At 30.0% G+C, this 20454-nt stretch carries 19 protein-coding genes; 17 read left to right on the top strand and 2 right to left on the bottom strand.

All coding sequences use genetic code 11. From position 1 onward, the window contains the following. Window positions 1–96 precede the first annotated feature (96 nt). The 10 genes from I6U51_RS17505 to I6U51_RS17460 all read left to right on the top strand — a co-directional run bounded on the left by I6U51_RS17505 (window position 97) and on the right by I6U51_RS17460 (window position 9736). Complete coding sequence (locus I6U51_RS17505) at window positions 97–807, top strand: ABC transporter ATP-binding protein (RefSeq protein WP_211143850.1); 711 nt, start codon at window positions 97–99, stop codon at window positions 805–807. A gap of 1 nt (window position 808) precedes the next feature. Next, window positions 809–1513: an ABC transporter permease gene (locus I6U51_RS17500; protein WP_211143849.1), complete on the top strand. Its 705-nt coding sequence runs from the start codon at window positions 809–811 to the stop codon at window positions 1511–1513. Next, window positions 1510–2313, top strand: a complete 804-nt coding sequence (locus I6U51_RS17495; RefSeq protein ID WP_211143848.1) for a hypothetical protein — start codon at window positions 1510–1512, stop codon at window positions 2311–2313. The genes I6U51_RS17500 and I6U51_RS17495 overlap by 4 nt, the downstream gene beginning before the upstream one ends. A gap of 162 nt (window positions 2314–2475) precedes the next feature. Continuing rightward, window positions 2476–3303, top strand: a complete 828-nt coding sequence (locus I6U51_RS17490; protein ID WP_211143847.1) for an alpha/beta hydrolase — start codon at window positions 2476–2478, stop codon at window positions 3301–3303. 395 nt (window positions 3304–3698) lie between these two features. After that, on the top strand, window positions 3699–4784 hold the full coding sequence (locus I6U51_RS17485) for a VanZ family protein (RefSeq protein WP_211143846.1): 1086 nt from the start codon (window positions 3699–3701) through the stop codon (window positions 4782–4784). Between the two features lie 174 nt (window positions 4785–4958). Then, window positions 4959–5795, top strand: coding sequence for a hypothetical protein (locus I6U51_RS17480; RefSeq protein ID WP_246517418.1), 837 nt, complete (start codon window positions 4959–4961; stop codon window positions 5793–5795). 17 nt (window positions 5796–5812) lie between these two features. Then, window positions 5813–6700, top strand: coding sequence for an ABC transporter ATP-binding protein (locus I6U51_RS17475; protein ID WP_211143845.1), 888 nt, complete (start codon window positions 5813–5815; stop codon window positions 6698–6700). Between the two features lie 3 nt (window positions 6701–6703). Next, window positions 6704–7468, top strand: coding sequence for a hypothetical protein (locus I6U51_RS17470; protein WP_211143844.1), 765 nt, complete (start codon window positions 6704–6706; stop codon window positions 7466–7468). Between the two features lie 136 nt (window positions 7469–7604). Then, window positions 7605–8321 (top strand): response regulator transcription factor, encoded by a 717-nt coding sequence (locus tag I6U51_RS17465; RefSeq protein WP_211143843.1) that lies wholly within the window; start codon window positions 7605–7607, stop codon window positions 8319–8321. A 2-nt stretch (window positions 8322–8323) separates the two neighbouring features. Then, the gene (locus I6U51_RS17460; protein ID WP_211143842.1) at window positions 8324–9736 is read left to right on the top strand and encodes a sensor histidine kinase; all 1413 of its coding nucleotides are present in this window, start codon (window positions 8324–8326) and stop codon (window positions 9734–9736) included. 274 nt (window positions 9737–10010) lie between these two features. Here the strand turns inward: I6U51_RS17460 and I6U51_RS17455 are convergent, their stop codons facing one another. Then, a complete protein-coding gene (locus I6U51_RS17455) occupies window positions 10011–11183 on the bottom strand; it encodes an iron-containing alcohol dehydrogenase (protein ID WP_211143841.1) in 1173 nt (390 codons plus the stop codon). A gap of 53 nt (window positions 11184–11236) precedes the next feature. After that, on the bottom strand, window positions 11237–12007 hold the full coding sequence (locus I6U51_RS17450; RefSeq protein ID WP_211143840.1) for a DeoR/GlpR family DNA-binding transcription regulator: 771 nt from the start codon (window positions 12005–12007) through the stop codon (window positions 11237–11239). A 425-nt stretch (window positions 12008–12432) separates the two neighbouring features. Here I6U51_RS17450 and I6U51_RS17445 point away from each other — a divergent pair, with 425 nt between their 5' ends. The 7 genes from I6U51_RS17445 (at window position 12433) to I6U51_RS17415 (ending at window position 20422) form a co-directional block, all read left to right on the top strand. Beyond that, on the top strand, window positions 12433–13023 hold the full coding sequence (locus I6U51_RS17445) for a class II aldolase/adducin family protein (RefSeq protein ID WP_211143839.1): 591 nt from the start codon (window positions 12433–12435) through the stop codon (window positions 13021–13023). A gap of 227 nt (window positions 13024–13250) precedes the next feature. After that, on the top strand, window positions 13251–14612 hold the full coding sequence (locus I6U51_RS17440) for a Na+/H+ antiporter NhaC family protein (RefSeq protein WP_211143838.1): 1362 nt from the start codon (window positions 13251–13253) through the stop codon (window positions 14610–14612). Window position 14613: 1 nt separating this feature from the next. Continuing rightward, a complete protein-coding gene (gene mtnK, locus I6U51_RS17435; RefSeq protein ID WP_211143837.1) occupies window positions 14614–15816 on the top strand; it encodes an S-methyl-5-thioribose kinase in 1203 nt (400 codons plus the stop codon). Between the two features lie 69 nt (window positions 15817–15885). After that, window positions 15886–16938: an S-methyl-5-thioribose-1-phosphate isomerase gene (locus I6U51_RS17430; RefSeq protein WP_211143836.1), complete on the top strand. Its 1053-nt coding sequence runs from the start codon at window positions 15886–15888 to the stop codon at window positions 16936–16938. Between the two features lie 285 nt (window positions 16939–17223). After that, on the top strand, window positions 17224–18075 hold the full coding sequence (locus tag I6U51_RS17425) for a methyl-accepting chemotaxis protein (protein ID WP_211143835.1): 852 nt from the start codon (window positions 17224–17226) through the stop codon (window positions 18073–18075). 331 nt (window positions 18076–18406) lie between these two features. After that, window positions 18407–19369: a CobW family GTP-binding protein gene (locus tag I6U51_RS17420; protein WP_211143834.1), complete on the top strand. Its 963-nt coding sequence runs from the start codon at window positions 18407–18409 to the stop codon at window positions 19367–19369. A gap of 183 nt (window positions 19370–19552) precedes the next feature. Further along, entirely contained in the window at window positions 19553–20422 is an 870-nt protein-coding gene (locus I6U51_RS17415; RefSeq protein WP_211143833.1) for a uroporphyrinogen decarboxylase family protein, read from the top strand. Window positions 20423–20454: the final 32 nt, after the last annotated feature.

Genomic DNA, 20454 nt, shown 5'->3' with positions numbered 1-20454 from the left:
AAAATGTTTTAGAAAAGCTGTTAAATTGATTTACTACTTATATAGAAAAGATAGCGTATTGTTTATTAAAATTCCTAAGGAAAGGATGAATATTAGATGGAACCAATTTTAGAGGTAAGGAATTTGAGCAAAGAATATAAAAGCAAGAAAATAATAAGTGATATCAATATGAAGGTATTTAAAGGAGATATATATGGATTTATAGGACCTAATGGTGCAGGAAAAACTACTACAATTAAAACAGTTTTAGGATTATTAAAGGCATCTAAAGGTGAGATTTATATAGAAGGAAAAAGAATTCTTAATGATAATAATCCTCCAGATATTGGGGCAATGATAGAATATCCAAGCTTTTATCCATATTTATCAGGATATAAAAATCTATTGTTGTATGCAAATGTTTTAGATTTAGGTAAAAAAAGAGTAGAAGAGGTTTTAGAACTAGTTAAGCTATCAAATGATAAAAATAAAAAAGTAAGTGAGTATTCTATGGGCATGAAACAGCGGCTAGCAGTGGCCAGGGCCTTTTTAAACCAACCTAAAATTGCCGTATTGGATGAACCTACCAATGGGTTAGATCCAGAAGGGGTTAGAGATATGAGAGATTTAATAAAATACTTGGCAAAGGAAGATGGTACAACTTTTATATATTGTTCTCATATCTTAAACGAAGTCCAAAACCTGTGTAATAGAGTGGCTATTATAAATAAAGGGAAAATACTTGTGGAAGATTCCGTAAATAATTTATTGGGCAAAAATAATCATAGCTCATTAGAAGAGTACTTTATGAAAAAGGTTGGGCTTTAATATGATAAAAAATGAATTAATAAAATTTTTCACACCTTTAAAAGTATCAATATATGGAGGATTTATATTAACATTTATATTGATATCTGATGTGATATTTGCGGATAAACCAGTTAAAGTGCAGGACCTAGATGGGTTTTTAAATGATAATATGAAGATGTTAATATTTGTGCTCCCTTTAATTTTAGCAGCGATAATATCGGAGATTTTTACCTACGATTATGAATCAGGCTGTATGAAATTCTTTATTATTTATAAAAGGAGAGAAAGTGTATTTTTTTCTAAAATATTTGCTGGAACTATAATAACAGCATTACTTATTATTATTACCTTCATTATTTTAATTTTAGTTTATACTATTCAGAATCCAAATCAAATTAATGAATTAGAAAATCAGGTATCATTAGTTTTAAAAATGATAGTAATATTTTTAATTACTCTACTGCCTATTTTACTTATATATATATTAATTTCTATAATCTATAAGAATAGTACAATGATATCGATATTGACCTTCCTTCTAGTAATAATGTCTGATTTTTTTCCTAAATTCGTTGGAGATATAACTCCTAGAAGATTTTTTATGATATTTTTACTAAAAGATAAGCAGGTTGATAAATTTTCTATTGTTTTATTTCTGTTATATCTAATAGCTTTTACAGTGATAGATATAAAATTATTTTCAAAAAAGGAGATGATACATTGACAATTAAATTTTTAAAAAATGAAATTATTAAAATAATGCATTCAAAGAAAATTTATATATTATTGTCCTTTGTAATATTTATGGTTTTAGCCATCTCATATATTATGTATTCAGAAAAAAATAACATAATAAATAATGTGCCTCGTACTTTAAAGTATAGTGAGCAATTTAAAATGGAAGTTCTGCATATGAATAGTACTATATTCTTAAAGCAGTATAGTATTGAGTTTGTCTTTAGAACAGTTGTACCATATTTTATATTTTTTATAATTGCATTCTCAGTAGAGATTTTTGGTGAAGATTTTTTCAGCGGAAACATGAAGTATTTTGCAAGATTAGATAAGAATACTGATAGTATATTTAAAGCCAAAGTGCTAAGTCTGATTGTCTATTCATTTTTAATTGTAGTTATTAACATAATTTTAGGTTTTGTTATTAGTTCTTTTATTTTTGGAGTAAGTTTTTATGGATTAGCTAGAGTTATATTTATTTATTCGTCAGCGGTTATTCCGGCTGCTTCTTTTGGATTAATTATTGGGATAATATCCATGTTTATAAAGAATAGAACTGTTAGTTTAACTTTAGGAATTGTTTTTTCTATATTTTTAACTATTACTGATAGATTGGCAATTACAAGCAAGTTTTCACCTATTGGGATATTAGGGATTATGGACAAAGCCAGAATAGAAAATATAACTGCAAAAACTTTAATTATAGCCAATATAACTTCTTGCATTTATTTAGTTGTAGCTTATTTTATAGGAAAAAGGATTTTTAAAACTAAAGAATTTTATTATTAGATCACCTTAGAAACTTCCTTCTCCAGCACCTTTTATTACATAAACAAAGGTAATTTAAATAATATAGATAAACAACTCAAGATATAAAAATATTTTTCGAGTGTTTTTACAAATAAAGGTATTTTGATAAGAATGAAGAATATTTAAGTTGGGGGTGTTACTATGTTTAATTATATTGAAGATAAATTAAAAAGTTTTGATGATACTGAAATATTCTATAGGAAGGATATAGTTGAGAATTCAAAAGCTGCAGTAGTTATAGTTCATGGCTTGTGTGAACATTTTGGTCGTTATGATTACTTTACTAAAAGACTAAATGAAGCAGGATATACAGTTTATAGATTTGATAATAGGGGTCATGGTAAGTCTGCAGGGGAAAGAGGCTATGTAGATAACTTCCAGGATTTTTTTGAGGATGCAAATAAGATAGTTAATATGGCTATAGAAGAAAATAAACATGTTCCTGTATTTATGTTTGGTCACAGCATGGGAGGATTTATTACTGCTGGCTATGGTATGAAATATACGAATAAATTAAAAGGTCAAATATTATCTGGAGCTGCAGTAATTGAACTTCCTATATTTGAGGACTTAAAGAGAGATAACTATTTTGAAAGCCATCCTATGGAGAAGTCTCCAAATGCTCTTTCTAGTTTAATATGTAGAGATAAAAAAGTTGTAGAGGATTATGATAATGATCCGCTGGTATTAAAAGAAACTAACCTTAAACTTTTGGGAGAGGCCTTTGTAAAAGGACCTATTTGGATTAAGGAGAATGTTAAAAACTACACTTATCCTTGTTTAATACTACATGGAGAGAATGATCAAATAGTTATAAATCAAGCATCGAAATGGCTATTTGAAAATATAAATTCCAAAGACAAGGCTGTAAAAATATATCCTAAGTGTTATCATGAAATACTAAATGAAAAAGAAGAAAAATACATTGTTATAGAGGATGTTTTGAATTGGATTGAAGCTAAATTATAGGTATTGATCATGTTTATGTCCCATCAAACTAAAAGTTTGATGGGATTTTTCTTATTGCAAGAGGAGAATGAATGGAATTGAGTTTTTCTCTTAAAAAAGTAGAATGGGAAATGGAGATATATTGAAATTTTGTAACTAAATAAATTAAGGATTATTTAATGTTGAAGTTATCATCAGTTAAGGTTGTATATTTATAATAAAAATAAATGATAATTAAAGAGATGACAATAAATAAAAGAAAAAATGCATCTATAATATGTTTATCTACTATATTTACCAGTAGAACTTATTTTTAAAGAGTTATTCTTTGAAAATTACAAGTGGATGATTATTTTTGCAGCAACACTATTCTAATTGTATTTCTTAAATTGCTGAAAATATTGAGGAGGATTTTTATGCAAGAATATTTGTTACCTATAAAATATGCTTTTATCACATTCCCGTTTATAGCTTTACTTTTTACTTTTCCATTTGCGATTTATCAATACAAAAAGTATGGATATATAAACAAATTTAGAATTTTTATTTTATATTCCTTTTTATTATATTTAATTGCAGCTTATTATTTAGTAATATTACCTCTGCCAAAAACAAGAGATATAAAAAGTTTGCAAAGACCTGGTACTCAGTATTATAGTCTAGTACCCTTTAGGTTTATTAGTAATATATTTAAAGAAACCAGTGTAGTTCTAACCAAGCCCTCAACATACAAATATCTATTAACGGAAAGGGCTTTTTTACAGGCAGTTTTTAATGGAATTTTACTTACTCCACTGGGCATTTATTTGAGATATTATTTCAAAAAAGATTTAAAAAAAACTCTAGCGATTACTTTTCTAGTTTCACTATTTTTTGAAATAACACAGCTTACCGCATTATACGGTATTTACAATGCTCCATATAGAATTTTTGACATTGATGATTTATTTTTAAATACACTTAGTGGGTATATTGGATATTTGATAACTCCAATTTTTGCTTTTTTTCTTCCAGATACAAATGAAATTGATAATAATGTAAACTTTGAAGAAATAAGAGTAAGCTATTTTAGAAGAATTTTAGCATTTTTCATAGATATGTTTATAATTGGTTTAGTTCCAAACATAAAGGAAAATATTATTTTCGAAGGATTAATATATTTTGTATACTTTATTTTAATTGTTTATTTTACTAATGGTAAAACCATTGGTAAATGGCTTACAAGTACAAGAGTAAAAGGACGAGAAAATAAGTTAAGCTTTGAAGAAGTATTTAAGAGATATGGTATTTTGTATTTTGGGATATTTGGTTTAAACAAAGCTCTACTTTCTGCAGCTACATTAAATCTAAATAGTGCAATTGGGTATGTATTTGTTGTTATAACTCTAATACAATTTGTAATAATCTTCTTAATTCTAGTTCATGCAGTGCTTTGTGTTATTAAGAAAAACAGATTCTTTTATGAAAAAATTAGTAATACTCGTATTGTTGTATCAAAATAATAATCTAAATAATAAAGGTGGATTGAGTACAGTCCACCTTTATTATTTTGTAAAATATCATCGAGCAATAGGCGGTTTGTAATTGTAAGCTTTAATTAAGGTTAATGTTATCAAGAGGTAAGGATGGAGAGTTAAAATATTTTTGTAGTCAGAAAAATACAGGAGGAAGAAATAATGATTAACTGGGAAATAAAAAAAATATTTAAATCGAAAAATGGAATAATTGCTTTAATATTATTCTTTATCCTCTCTATATCTATGATATTTATAAAACCACAATTAGGAGGGGCAGGTGATTATAAAGATATCGCGTTTTGGAAGGTATTTAATTATAGAGCATTTCATCCATTTATGACCTCTATCATGCTTATTATAATAATAACAATTTTTTCTAATATTTATACAGATGAGGTTATATCAACTGTTGATAATTTAATTTTATCATCAAGAAATAAACACAAGGTTTTATATTCAAAGTTAGCCTTAAGTATAGGAGTTCCAACATTTCTTTATATTGTGTATTTAGCAATACAATTTATAATCACCAATATACAATATGGAAAACCAATTAATGGAGAGCTACAGGCTATAAGAATGTTTGATACTCCATTGTTACTTAAAGATGGGGATACCATATATAAATTTGTATTACTTAAAATAGGCATTATGCTAATAATCCTTATTTCATTAGGAGTATTAGCAAGCTTATTTTCATTCATTACCACAAATTCTATTCAATCTACAAGCGGATTTTTAATCTTTATATTTTTGGGTAAAGCAATGACTTTAATTAAATTTTTGCCAAAAGAAGCATTGCTTATATTTTCAAAAATTAATTTTATAGATTTGATATTTAATTTCAATGAATTTGTTGGTATGTATTTTGGAAGATTAAAAGTATTTTCTACAAGTTTAGATGTAACAAATCTATGCTTGAGTATTATTATAGCTGCTTTATTTATAGAAATATTTTTATGCAAAAATATCTTTAAAAAATTTTTAACAAGATAAATTAGGAGGAGTTAAATATGAATAGACTTGAAATGAAAAATTTAACAAAAATTTATGGAAATAAAAATGCAAATAACAACATAACACTTACATTAGAAAATGGAGTATATGGACTTTTAGGACCTAATGGAGCAGGTAAAACAACACTAATGAAGCAAATTGCTACATTAACTAAGCCTACAAGTGGAGAGATAATCTATAATGGTAAAAGCATTTATAGTATAGAAGATGAATATAGAGGGGTTATAGGTTACTTGCCACAAGAGTTTGGAGCTTATAAGAACTTTTCAGCTAAGAAGTTTTTGCAGTATGTAGCAGCATTAAAAGGCATAGATAAAAGGGAGGCAAATGGGAAAGTAGATGAATTATTAAACTTAGTTGGATTATACGATGTAAGAAATAAAGCTGTTGGAAAGTTTTCAGGAGGAATGAAAAGAAGAGTGGGAATTGCTCAGGTGTTATTAAATGACCCTAAAATTATAATATTAGATGAGCCAACGGCAGGGTTAGATCCTCAAGAGAGAACAAGATTTAGAAATCTATTATCAGAGATATCAAAAGACAAGATAATAATACTTTCAACTCATATAATTTCCGACATAGAATCTATAGCAAAGGAAACTATTATGATAAAAGATGGCGGAATAATTATGAAGGGAAGCCATAGGGAGATTCTATCTGATATGAATGGAAAAGTATATAGAATAAGAACTAATGATGAAAATCAATTAGCGGAAATACAGAATAAATATAAAGTAGTAAATCTCCAAAGGGGAATAGACTTTACCGAGCTTAGAATTGTAAGTGATAAAAGCATATCCTATGAAAATGCAGAGGTTATAGAACCTAAATTTGAGGATGTTTATATGTTTTATTTCGATTTAAAAAATACAAAGGAGGTATAATAAATGGGTACACTTATAAAGTCAGAATTAAGAAAGATGCTATTTAAAAAAAGTATTTTAATAACTTGGATAGCATCATTGTTGTTAGGAAGCTTATTAGTTCACAACGGTACTGTAAGTGATGTTTATGCAGATGTTTTTTATAAAAGCTACGGGTATACACCTATAATGGGGTTAATTATGTTTATGATTTTGTCTGGAGCTTATACCTTAGAGTATAATTCCAACATGCGTGATTTAATAAACACCACAAAGAATGGAAAGAAAAAATTAGTTATTGCCAAGGGAATAGGAGCTGGTATAGCCACTTCTATAGTAAATCTATCTATGGTAATTACAATATATTTGGATGGACTTAGGAAAGTAAACTTCAAAGGTTTGGACATGCCATTAAAAAATCTTTGGTACTTTAAAGGAATAAATTCAAATTTAAATGTACTGCAAATGATGATAATAGTAATTATTACAGTAGTTATAGCTTCTTTTTTCTTCTCACAGCTAGGTTTATATTTATCATCAATAAGCAGATCAGCTTCTATGCCGTTTATTTTCGGCGGCTTGATTATGGGAATTCCATATATATTAGAACCTATTATACCTAGCAAATTTATTGTTATGACTCCACTATGGGGAATGATGTCTTCACAGTTAATTAAGTATAAGGCAACCTCATCAATAATGGTAATTCAAGGAGTTATATTAATAGTGGGGTGTTTGATCTTCCTAAAACCCACATATACTGCATTTACTAAAGAAAGTAAAAGATAAAGTTTAAAATAAGAGTCAAGTTAAAAATATTATTTGACTCTTATTTTATTTGGATATAATTAATATTAGAATATAATTAATATACAGTGGTGGGATATTGGACAAATAATAGGAAAATGTGATGGGAGTGTTTAATATGGAAACGTCATTAAGCAAAAAAAAGATATTAATAATAGATGATGAAGAAGATATATTAAAGTTATTGTCTATGGTGTTAAAAAAAGAAGGCTTTGAAAATATATATACAGCTGAGGATGCAGAAAGTGGATTTGATTTGCTTGGAAGAGTTAATCCAGATATTATTCTTTTAGACATTATGTTACCTGATGAGGAGGGATATGAGGTTTGTAAAAAAATTAGAAAAACCTCCAATGTTCCTATTCTGTTTATATCAGCAAAAACTGAAGAAATTGATAGAGTACTAGGATTTGCCTTAGGGGGAGATGACTATATAACTAAACCCTTTAGCACTAAGGAAGTAGCTTATAGAATAAAAGCTCAGCTAAGAAGAAGTGGTTATAATGATGAAGAGGAAAATAAGAATATTGTACTTAATCTTGGAGCTTTTCAAATAGATGAGGAAAAAATAGAAGTTAGGAAAAATGGAGAGCTAATAGAATTGAAGCCAAAGGAATATAAAATGTTTTTGTATATGGCAAAGCATCCTAATCAAATTATGAGTAAGGAAAAATTGTGCAGTGAAGTTTGGGGAGAAGATTATATAGGCTTTGACAACACTATAATGGTACATATAAGAAGGTTAAGAGAGAAAATTGAAGAGGATGCGTCTAATCCGAAATATATTGTTAATGTAAAAGGTTTAGGATATAAGTTTGTTTTAAAGGATGAATAGATATGAATTGGAAAATAACAGGCAGGTTTATTATAACTGTAGTTTCAGTTGCCATTATTGTAATAGTTATTAATATTATTGGAGGGGCTGTTCTTATATTTAGTGGGGGTAGAAATAATATTGGTATAACAAAGGATATTAGCTATTCTTCGGCAGAGGATTTCACAAGGGAATTCCAAGAATATTTAATAGAAAACAACAATAAAATATATACCAATAGTAATGGAGAAAAAATTTTGGGAGAAAAAAAGGCTTGGATACAGGTTTTAGATGAAGAAGGAAATGAAATTTACAGTTATCAAAAACCTGCTAAAGCTAAAAGTCACTATACACCTGCGGAACTAATAGATACATATAAATATATTTCAATTGATACTATGTCCACCATATTTGTATCAGAAAAGAAGCTTGGAAATAAAAATTACAGCTATATTATAGGATTTCCAGCTAAAAAGATACGTAGAAATATTGTTTCTTATGATGTTTATAATTTAGGTAATGAATTAAAATTTGGAATATATATGATTTTGTTTATTGATACCATTATAGCTTTATTGTTTGGGTATTTATTTAGTAGAAGGCTTACAAAACCATTAGTAAATATTATAAAGGACGTTAAAAACCTTTCAGAGGGAGAATATAATTTAAAGAGAGAAGAAAGAGGAATTTATAAAGAAGTTTACCATAATATAAATAACCTATGTTCAAAGCTTAGAAGTAATGAAGAAGAAAGAAAAAAGTTAGATAAAATGAGGGAAGAATGGATATCAAATATCTCTCACGATATAAAAACACCATTAGTTTCAATAAAAGGATATGCTGAGATTTTATCCAGTGAAGATTATGAGTATACAAAAGAAGAAGTGAAAGAATACAGCAAAATAATAGAGGATAAGTCTAACTATATAAAAGATCTTATAGATGATTTAAATCTTAGTACCAGATTAAAGAATAAAGCTCTTGCGTTAAATTTAAAAAATACCAATATTGTAAGCTTAGCAAGAGGAGTTATAATAGATATTTTGAATAATCCTCAAACTAGCAATGTAAATATTGATTTTTCAGCCTCAAGGGAAGTAATTGAAAAGGATGTAGATGAAATATTAATAAAAAGAGTTATTACTAATATTTTATATAATTCTATGGTTCACAATGATAAAAATGTTAATATTGAAGTTAAAGTAGAAAAAAGAGATAGAGTTCATATATCTATAATAGATAATGGAAAGGGCATTAAAGAAGAAGAGCTAAAACATATTTTTGAAAGATATTATAGAGGGACAAATACAGGAAAAAGACATAAAGGTTCTGGACTTGGAATGGCCATAGCAAAGGATATTGTAAAAGCACATAATGGTATTATAAATATTGAGAGCCAGCTTGGAGTAGGAACTAAAATTGAAATAATCCTTTAATCTACTGCTTTTTTATATAAAAAACAGAAACTAAATATTTAACAATATGAAATCCAGTAGAAAGCTATTAACAAGGCTTGCTACTGGATTTATCATATCAAAGGGAACTTAATGGTTTTATCCGATGACTACCCGCTCTAATACTCTCCCTTCCCAAAGTGTGAGTAAAGAGCGGCTACGCCCCTGGATAACGATTTCTAAGCATCAGGTGGAGTTAAAACTCCATCTGATGCTTAGAAATCTGTTTATATAGGAATTTTTAACGCTTATGTAATTATTGAGCCAAACATAGTATATCTATAATTCTATCCTTATCTAATGGTAAATAGTGACCTACAGTACATGTATTGTTCTGAGTAGCTCTAAGAGCCATTTCTTCAAAGTGTTCATTTGTAATATTTAACTCTGTAAGGGTTGTCTTTAAATTAAGAGATTGGAAAAAATCTTTTAACTTCTTAGATAATATTAATGCCATTTCCTCTTCAGTATAGTCGTGATAGTCTACATTGAATACACGGTTAGCAAGTTGAGCCAGTTTTTTTGGTTTATGAGCTGTTGAAGCCATATAACGAGTCCAAGCAACGAGAACAACAGACATGCCTTCACCATGAGTAATTCCATATTGGGCACTTAATTCATGTTCTATTCTGTGAGAGCCCCAATCGCTAACTCTTCCTGTATCAAGAAGGTTGTTATGAGCAATGGATGCTAACCACTGAACTTCAGCACGTGCATTATAGTTATTTGGATCTTTCATAAGACGATGAGCATTTAAAATTAAAGCTTTTATAGCACCTTCTAATAAAAAGTCAGTTGTATCTACATTTTCTATATCTGTAAAATATCTTTCTAATAAATGTGAAAGAATATCTGCTAGTCCACATGATGTTTGATATGGAGGCAGCCCAATGGTGAATCTTGGATTCATAATAGCAAATTTAGGAATTATTAAATCACTTTCTACTCCAACTTTTAAAACACCATTAGAAATAATTGAACAGTTTGAGGTTTCAGAACCGCTGGAAGGCAAGGTAGTAATAACACCTATTGGCAGTGCGTTTTCTACAGTACTTGTTCCATCAAAGAAATCCCATACATCTCCTTCATGAGGAATTCCAATGGATACAGCTTTGGCAGTATCGATTGAGCTTCCACCACCTACAGCCAATATAAAGTCTACTTTCTTGGATTTTCCTAAGGACACTAAATCACGAACAAGCTCTATTTTAGGGTTAGGGACTACGTTTCCTTCTTCATAAAAAGCAATATTTAATTTTTGACAAGCAGAATGTACAGTATCCCATATTCCTAGTTTCTTTATAAAATCGCCACTATAAACTAAAAGTAATGAACTAGCTTTATACTCTTTTAATAGATTCTCGATTTCATTTTCTGCACCATCACCAAATATAACTTTTGCGGGATTATTGTATTTAAAATTTATCATATATAAACCTCCTATAATATAAGATTGCAAAACTATGCTGACGAACACCTATATTAAATATAATCTACTTTAATATTCAACTCTGAGCATTTTCTTTCCCATTCAGAAGTAAGTTTTTTATCAGTAACTATAATATCTATGCTGCTTAAATCAGCAAATATAACATTTGTAGATTCTGAAAACTTTGTATGGTCAACAATTAAAAAACGTTCACGAGATTGTTTTAACATATAGGACCTAACCATTCCCTCATCGCTATTGTTATCTACAAGACCATGATTAATATCAATAGAAGGACAGCTGATAAAGCTTTTGTCCGCAATAAATGATTGCAATGTATCAATGGTTTTGTAGTCAGCGAAAGAACTGTTTCTTGTACTTAGTGTTCCACCGGGGCATATCAATTTAATATTTGAAGGTGTGTCATTACATAGATTACAAATCCTTAATGAATTTGTTATAATCGTAAGACTCATATTAGTTGATAACAATTCTTTAGCAAGTGTTAAACAGGTACTGCTAGAATCTAACATTAAGAAGTCCTTCTCTTTTATGTAAGATTTAATAACATGCCTTGCCATAAGTTCCTTTTCTTTTACAAAATAGATTTCACGAAGTTGTATAGGAATTCCTTTAGTGTAGGTTTCAGGTAGATAAGCTCCTCCATGAATTCTACATAGCTTGTTTGCTTGTTCCATTTCCTTTAGATCACGCCTTATAGTTTCTTCACTAACAGATAATTTTTCACTCAGTTGAGATATTAAGACACTGCCCTTAGACTTAAGTACCTCTTCAATCTTATTATGTCTATCAATTTTCAACATGTGTATCTTCTCCTTTATAAAGTGTTGTTAATTAGACTATTTTAGAATGCTGTAATTTATAGATTAACCTTATTTATAATGTAGTATATTACTATTATAAATTGAATAACCTAATATTTTAAGTAAATATGTGAATTAAGTTTGTGCCATTTATAAGATTTCGAGGCTTAAAACAAAATTTAAAAATAATTCTAAAACATTTATGTTGAAATTAATAAACAAAAATCTAAAAATCAACTCACCATATTTTAAAATTTAAGAACTTACTAATTGTAAATGAATACAACAACATTATACAACATAAAAAAAAATAAAACAACATATTCGTTCAAAAAGCAAACAAAAAACCTCGAAGTTGTGTTGACTTTTGAATGAATGTGTTGTATATTGTTATTATTGTAAGATATCTATTAGGAGGATTGACGATGAGAGAAACAGAAATTGTATTAAATGCAGCCAAAGGTTTATATGAGGAAAAATTGGTAGCAGGAACAAGCGGAAATATAAGCATGAGGAAATTTGATGGAAATAATGAAAGTTTTTTAATTACACCAAGCGGATTTCCTTATCGCTTAATGACAGAGGAAGATATCGTAGAAATCGATGTAAACGGTATACCTAAAAAACCAGGACAAAAGCCGTCATCAGAATGGAGAATGCATTTAGAGGTATATAAGAAATATCCTAATATTAATGCCATTGTTCATACACATTCACCTTTTGCTACAGGTTTTGCAGTAAACAGGCAAGACATTCCTTTAATTTTAATTGAGATGAAGCCTTTCTTAGGAGGAGCAATTAAGGTAGCGCCATTTAAACCTGCAGGTTCTCTTGAATTAGGCCAAGCTATAATTCCCTACTTAGAAAAATCTAATTCATGTCTTTTGGCAAACCATGGAACTATTAGCTGCGGTAAAGATATGGAAGAAGCCTATACTGCAAGTGTATATGTAGAAGATGCTGCAAAGATATATTATTATGCCAAAACCTCAGGTAATCCAGTAATTATTGAGTAATACTTAACATTTATAAGAAGGAGCTCCAGAATATAAACATTTTTTCCAAAGGAAAAGGCAATAACGAATAAGACTAATTTCATTAATAATAAAGAGTAGTACAAGTAAATACAGGAAGAATACAGCAAAATAATAAAACAGAACCTTTAGTAACCCAGTATTATTTATGAATCCTTAATAATTGTTAAATGAATACAATAATTTTATATAAAAAGGAGAGTTATATTATGAATAATGATTTAAAGGGAAAAGGTAACTTTTTAGGACTAGTACCACTTATTGCTTTCTTAATTATTTACATGAGCACAGGAATTTTCACCAAGAGCTTTGACAATATGCCTCTTATGGTAGCAATTTTACTTGCCTCAGGTATTGGATTAGCTTTAAAAAAACCTGGAGAAAAGAAACCAACAACCTTTGATGAAAGAGTTAATATGTACTGCAAGGGCGGTGGAGAGCAAACACTTATTTTAATGGTAATTATCTTTATACTAGCGGGAGCCTTTTATGGTGTAGCAAATGCTATGCACGCCGTAGAATCTGTAACAAATTTTGGGCTCACAATATTACCTTCTAATATGATTTTGCCAGGATTATTTATAATAGGCTGCATATTAAGTTTTGCTATGGGAACATCAATGGGAACTGTAGCAGCCTTAACTCCTATAGCTGTTGATATTGCACATAAAACTGGATTTGGTTTGCCTTTGGTATGTGGTATAGTTGTAGGCGGAGCGATGTTTGGGGATAATCTTTCATTTATTTCAGATACAACTATAGCTGCAACCCGTACACAGGATATACCTATGAAAGCTAAGTTTAAAGCTAATATACTTATGGTGTTACCTGCTGTTGTGATTAATTTAATTCTTTTATCTATGCAGCATGCACCAAATCTTAATTTAGCAGCTACACACAATTATAACATTGTAAACGTTATCCCGTATATTTTAGTTATTGTACTTTCATTAATTGGCATGAACGTTATGTTTGTTATGACTTTAGGTGTTATTTCAGGTGTACTTATAGGAGTTATTCATGGAGACTTTACTTTAGTAGGATCTTTTACAGTTATTCATACAGGTATGACATGGATGGAGGATATGTCTATTATTGCTATACTTGTAGGAGGAATGGTAGCCTTAATGAATTACTTAGGTGGAATTGATTGGCTACTTGAAAAGTTAACGAGAAAAACTAAAACAGCACGTGGTGGAGAGCTAAGTATAGCAGCCTTAGTAAGCTTAATGGATATTGCTACTACAAACAATACAATTTCCATAATTGCAACTGGGCCTATTGCAAGGGATATATCTGATCAATTTGGAATTGCAAGAGAAAGGGTAGCGAGTATTCTTGACCTATTCTCATCAGGCTTTAACGGACTGCTTCCTTACGCAGGTCAATTGTTAGTTGCAGGTGGACTTGCAAAGGTATCACCAATGTCTATTATGCCTTATGTATGGTATTGTATACTTATGCTTGTATTCGGAACTTTCTTCATATTAATTGGATGGCCTAAATTTCAACCAAGAGGTAAAGGTCCACAGGTAGGAGAAGGTAAGAGTTTAGAGGTAGGAGGAATGTAATATGAGTAAATATTCTGAACACTTTTTAATGAATGCTGAGGAAGCAAAAATTTATTCTAAAGAGGTAGCAAAGTATTTCACCGCTGAAGAAGAGGTAGCAGCTGTAGAAATCGGAGATGGAAATATCAACTATGTATTTAAGATTTGGAATCCTAAAACTGGTAAATCATTAATTATAAAACAAGCTGACAAGCTTTTAAGATCTTCTGGAAGACCCTTAGACATTAATCGTAATAGAATTGAAGCTGAAATTTTAAAAATAGAAGGAACTTTGGCTCAAGCTTTTGTACCTAAAATTTATCATTATGACGAAACTATGTGTGCTCTTTGTATGGAGGATATATCAGAATATAAGAATTTAAGAACAGAGCTCTTGAGTGGAAAAACATTTCACCATTTAGCTGATAACATATCTACTTTTTTAGCAGATACTCTACTTCCAACTACAGATTTAGTAATTGACAGAGCAGATAAAAAGGACAGGGTTAGTAGATTTACAAATAAGGAACTTTGTGATATTAGTGAAGACTTAGTATTCACAGAACCTTATTACAACTATAAAAATAGAAATATAATTATAAAGGAAAACGAAAACTTCGTTGAAAACAACTTGTATAATAATGAAAGATTAAAGGCTGAAGTTGGTATTTTAAGAGATAGATTTATGAACCATGCACAAGCACTTATTCATGGAGACCTTCATTCAGGATCAATTTTTGCCAATGAAAAAGGAATTAAAGTAATTGACCCAGAGTTTGCCTTTTATGGACCAATGGGATATGATGTGGGAAATGTAATAGGTAATTTATTCTTCTCATGGGCTAATAAATACTATACTGAAGGCAGCAATTCAGAATTTTTAAGCTGGATTGAAGAAGCAATAAGAGACACCTATGATCTTTTTGCGAAAAAGCTTTCAGAAAAGTATGATGCTATAGTTAAATTTAATTTATATAATTCTTATTTTAAAGAGCATTACATAAAAGAAGTATTAGCGGATTCTCTTGGCTATGCTGGCACAGAAATAATTAGACGAGTTGTAGGCGACTCTAAAGTTCTTGAGGTAACTAGTGTGAAAAATTTAGAGCAAAGAATTCCTATGGAAAGAGCTTTAATTAAAATTGGTATTAGTTTAATAATGAACAGATACAGATTTACTAAAGGAAGCCATATTACTGAGGACTTTAAATTGATATTGTCTTAAGAATATAAATATAATAAAACTTCAAGGCAGCTTAATGGCTGCCTTGAAAGATAAAAAAGGTGATGTAAAATGGAAAGAATGGATCAAGACTTAGCTTTTATGCTGCAGTATGAAAATGTAGCTTGGTATGAAAATGGTACGGTAAGGATTTTAGATAGAAGAATTTATCCAAGAGAAATTAAATTTGTTGTCTGTAATACCTATAAAGAAGTAGCAAAGGCAATTAAGGACATGGTAACTCAGAGTGCAGGTCCTTATACCGCTGCAGGTATGGGTATGGCACTTGCAGCCTTTGAGGTAAGAGAAAAGAATGAGGCTGCACAGCTAGAATTTCTTGAAAAGGCAGCTTATGATATTTCTCATGCTAGACCTACTACGGCAAATCGCATGGGCATTGTAACAAAAGGCTGTTTAGAGGCTGCTAAAAAAGCTTTATCAGAAGGCAAAGATGCCTCAGAGGCTATTTTTAATACAACCATAAACTCTTTAAATAGACGTTACTCTACCATGGAGACGGTAGGAGAATATCTTGCTGATATGTTCCCTAAGAATGGAAGCATCATGACTCAGTGTTTTGGAGAGACAATCATAGGAATGATGCTGAGGGCAGCAAGAAAACGAGATAATCAAATAAAAATTTACTGTGCAGAGACAAGGCCTTATTTGCAGGGAGCTAGATTGACTGCCAGCTGTTGCAGCGGAATGGGTTTTGACACAACAGTTATAACTGATAATATGATTGCATATACCATGCAGAATAAGAATATAGACCTATTTACTTCTGCTGCAGATACAATAGCTAAAGATGGTCATATTGCAAATAAAATTGGAACCTTCCAAATTGCTATTTTAGCAAAGCACTTCGGAATACCTTATTTTGTAACAGGAATACCAGATGCAGATAAAGAAAAAGGTTCTGACATTGTGATAGAGGAAAGAGATCCTAAGGAAGTACTATCCTATGGTGGTATGAAAAACACATTAGATGGAGTTAAGGGAATTTATCCTTCATTTGATATTACACCACCTCATCTAATTAGTGGTATTGTAACGGATAAAGGAATCTTTTCAAGTTATGATTTAAAAAGATACTTCGAAACGAAGAGTGAGAAGTTTTACTAGAATATAATTTATATATAAGACTGCTGGCAAATATATTTTGTTAGCAGTTTTTTCGCAGGAAATACAAATAAGGAATACAGGAAATGGGATTTACTGGGGCAGTCCCTTGATTATGTAATCTTTATATGACAGATAATGAATTTATGCACCAAATATTAAAGATGTAGATAAATTAAGAAGAAAATTCTATAATAAATGCTTGAACAATATATAGTATACCAATATAATGAATAATATGTAGAAAATACAAGGTTTTAAAACAATTACTGGATGGAGGCTATTTGTATGGATTATAATAAATATTTTAGTGAAGAGTTAAGTGATGAGGAGATTTTAAGATCATTTTCTGTTGTTTTACCATATTTAAACAACCTCTCAAGAGATGATACAGCATTTGGGCTATCAGATAAGGAAAAATATATTTATTATGAACCTGCTGAAGGATTTGATTTACAAGTCAAATATGGTACTGATGTAGTTGCAACAGTAAAAGATTCTCTAAATAGCGGCAAGATTCAAAAAGGAAATATACCAGCAAGCGTGTTAGGCAAAGCTATTAAAGTTATAGCAATACCTATAAAAAATTCAAAGGGGCAGATTATCGGAGCAATTAGTAATGGAATTGATATGGAGAATTCTAATCAGATGGTAAGTAGCATAAGTGAATTATCTCAATCAATAACGCAAGTATCAGGTGGTGTTGGTGAACTAGCAGACACGGCTTCAGACCTTGCCAAGTCTGGGCAAAGTGCGATTCAGTTAGCTCAAGCTACAATGGAAACTTCAAAAAAGACTTCAGAAGCACTGGAAATTATTAAAAGCATTGCTGATAAAATTAATTTACTAGGACTAAATGCGGCCATTGAATCCGCTAGGGCTGGTGAACAAGGAAGAGGATTTAATGTTGTATCAAGTGAAATTAGGAAGCTTGCAAAACAAAGTAAAGACTCTGTCACTACCATAAGAGATATTATAGAAGATATGAATTTGTCGGTAAACAACATTACTAAAGCAATTGGTGAAGCAGCAACTGTAAGCGAAGTGCAAGCAGCATCTGTTGAGGAAATAAGTGCAACTATTGAAAATATTAATGATAACTTGCAGAATTTAAAGGAATTTAGCAAGAGATTTTTATAATGAGTATGTATCATTATTATGAGTTTTAAATATACATATATCACAATGACAAAATAGGGACTAGCAATAGTCTCTTAATTTTTTCTATTTTGAAGAGCTGAAAAGGCTCTTTTTTTAATTATAGAAATAACTTATAGACGTAGATTCAATAATAAGAAACATTAATTAGACTGCTATTATTTAAAATGCTACAATTGTTTGAGGATTATCAACAAAATAATACACATATAGAGCACAAAAGAACTATATGTGTTTTTATATACAAATATTAATATGAAATTATTAGTTCTTTAACATTCAAATAAAAAAATATTTACAAAGGAGGTTTACATTGAGCATTAACGTAAATATAATTTCTGGCTTTTTAGGAGCTGGGAAGACTACATTCTTAAAAAAAGTTATCCCAAATATAGAAGGTAAAATTGCCTTAATTGAGAATGAATTTGGTGATATTGGAATTGATGGAGACCTAATTAATGACAAGCTTCCTATTAGAGAAATCTATGCTGGATGTATTTGTTGTAGTCTGGTGCAGGATTTTAAGAAAAGTATAGAAGAGCTAGCCCTAGAATATAGGCCCGACCATATATTTATAGAACCATCTGGTGTAGGAAGTTTATCAGATATTGTAAAGGTTTGCGGGAGGGTTTCTGAAAATTCCCAGCTCGATATAAGAATAAATCACCTAATAACCATTGTAGATGTGAGCGCATTTAACGATTACATAGAGGACTTTGGTAAATTTTATTTAGATCAAATTCAGAATGCTCATATCATTTTTTTAAGCTATCTTGACAAAGTAGATGAAAAAGAAGTTGAAAAAGTAATTTTCAAAATAAAATCAAATAATGAAAAAGCATTTATCCTTAAGGATGAGTGGTATTCCTATGATGGCGAAAAAATAGTTGAAATACTAAATGCAATTGAAAGCTGTGAAATTGCTTTGAAAGATAAAAATTTATCAATGCCAGCAGGTAAAGTATTCAGCACTTTGTCTGTTGCTAATCCGAGAATTTTTTCGGAAAAAGAGCTCGATAAAACCCTAGAGTCTTTAAAGGATAAGGAATGTGGCTTTATTTTAAGAGCTAAAGGGATTTTAGAACTTGATACAAATCAATTTGTTTACTTTGATTTTACTCCACATCATTACCACTGGGAGTATGTAGAAGAATGTAAAGAAACAAAAGTAGCTGTTATTGGCAGCGCTTTGAAAAAACAAAAAATATTGCAATGTTTCACTAGGCAGACATCCAAAATTTTAAGCAGATATTCAAAATCCACGCTTTTAAAATGATAGCTTACTCATTCGATAGTATGGAGAAGGAGTTTCATAAGCAGACATCCAAAATCTCTGATTTTGAGATGGTCGCTTAAGCAGAGAACTCAAATCTATGATTTGAAGTGAATCGCTTACTCAGTGAGTACTCATTCGACGTATGGAGAAGGAGTTTCATTAATAATGAAGGAGGGGATTAGCATGAGTAAAATTATTGACTTTCAGTGTACCTATGATAATTCTGTAGGGATTAGTAAAGAAGTTACGCAAAAATTGGACTTGCAGTTTCCAGAAGCCTACAAGAACTGGCGCAGTATGGCTATACTAGCAGAAGAGTTGAAAAAATATGACAATGCAAATTTTTGCGGATTACCATTTTGCCACACCGTCGAAGGGGAAGCAATGGGAGGAAGCATTAATTTTGGAGATGAAAATATAGGCCCAAGAGCGAAGGATTATATTTGTACAACTGCTCAAGAGATATTGAACTTACCTGAAATCGACTACTCAAAAGGGCGTATATCGGAAGTTTTAAAAGCCTGTAAGTATTTAAGGGATAAAGGAGAAAATGTACTCCTATATATTTCAGGTCCTTTTACAATTATGAACGTTTTAATTGATCCACGTCATATTTTTAAGATCTTTAGAAAAGATCCAGATACCATGAAAGTCATTTTCGATAAATTTCAAAATGAAATATTACGTTTTGTAGAAGAGGCTCAAAAAGTAGGAGTCAACATGATTAGTTACGCTGATTCCTCTGGAGGATTAAATATTTTAGGACCTAAATTTGCTGAACAAACGGTAGAAATGTTCACTTATCCATTACTGAAAAAGATTGAAGAGATGATTAATAATGAAACAATTGTACTACTTTGTCCTAAAACCACTTTTGCATTACTGGGAACAGATAAAGCTGCATGGAAAGATATTAACCTTGGAGAGCCTATAAAGTATTCTGAAGCTTGTGTAAAAGTGATGGGACAATCAAAGTTTGTTGGGCAAATGTGCATTAAAAATAAAGAATTTGAATTAAAAAATGGAATAATCAAAACAATTGCTTTGCTTTAATTATTAATATAAAAATTAATTTAGAATAGGGA

Source organism: Clostridium aciditolerans (genome assembly GCF_016316925.1).
GTDB classification, from domain to species: Bacteria; Bacillota; Clostridia; order Clostridiales; family Clostridiaceae; genus Clostridium_AM; species Clostridium_AM aciditolerans.
Note: the sequence above shows the minus strand (reverse complement) of the source record. Positions and strands in the feature narration are given on the sequence as shown.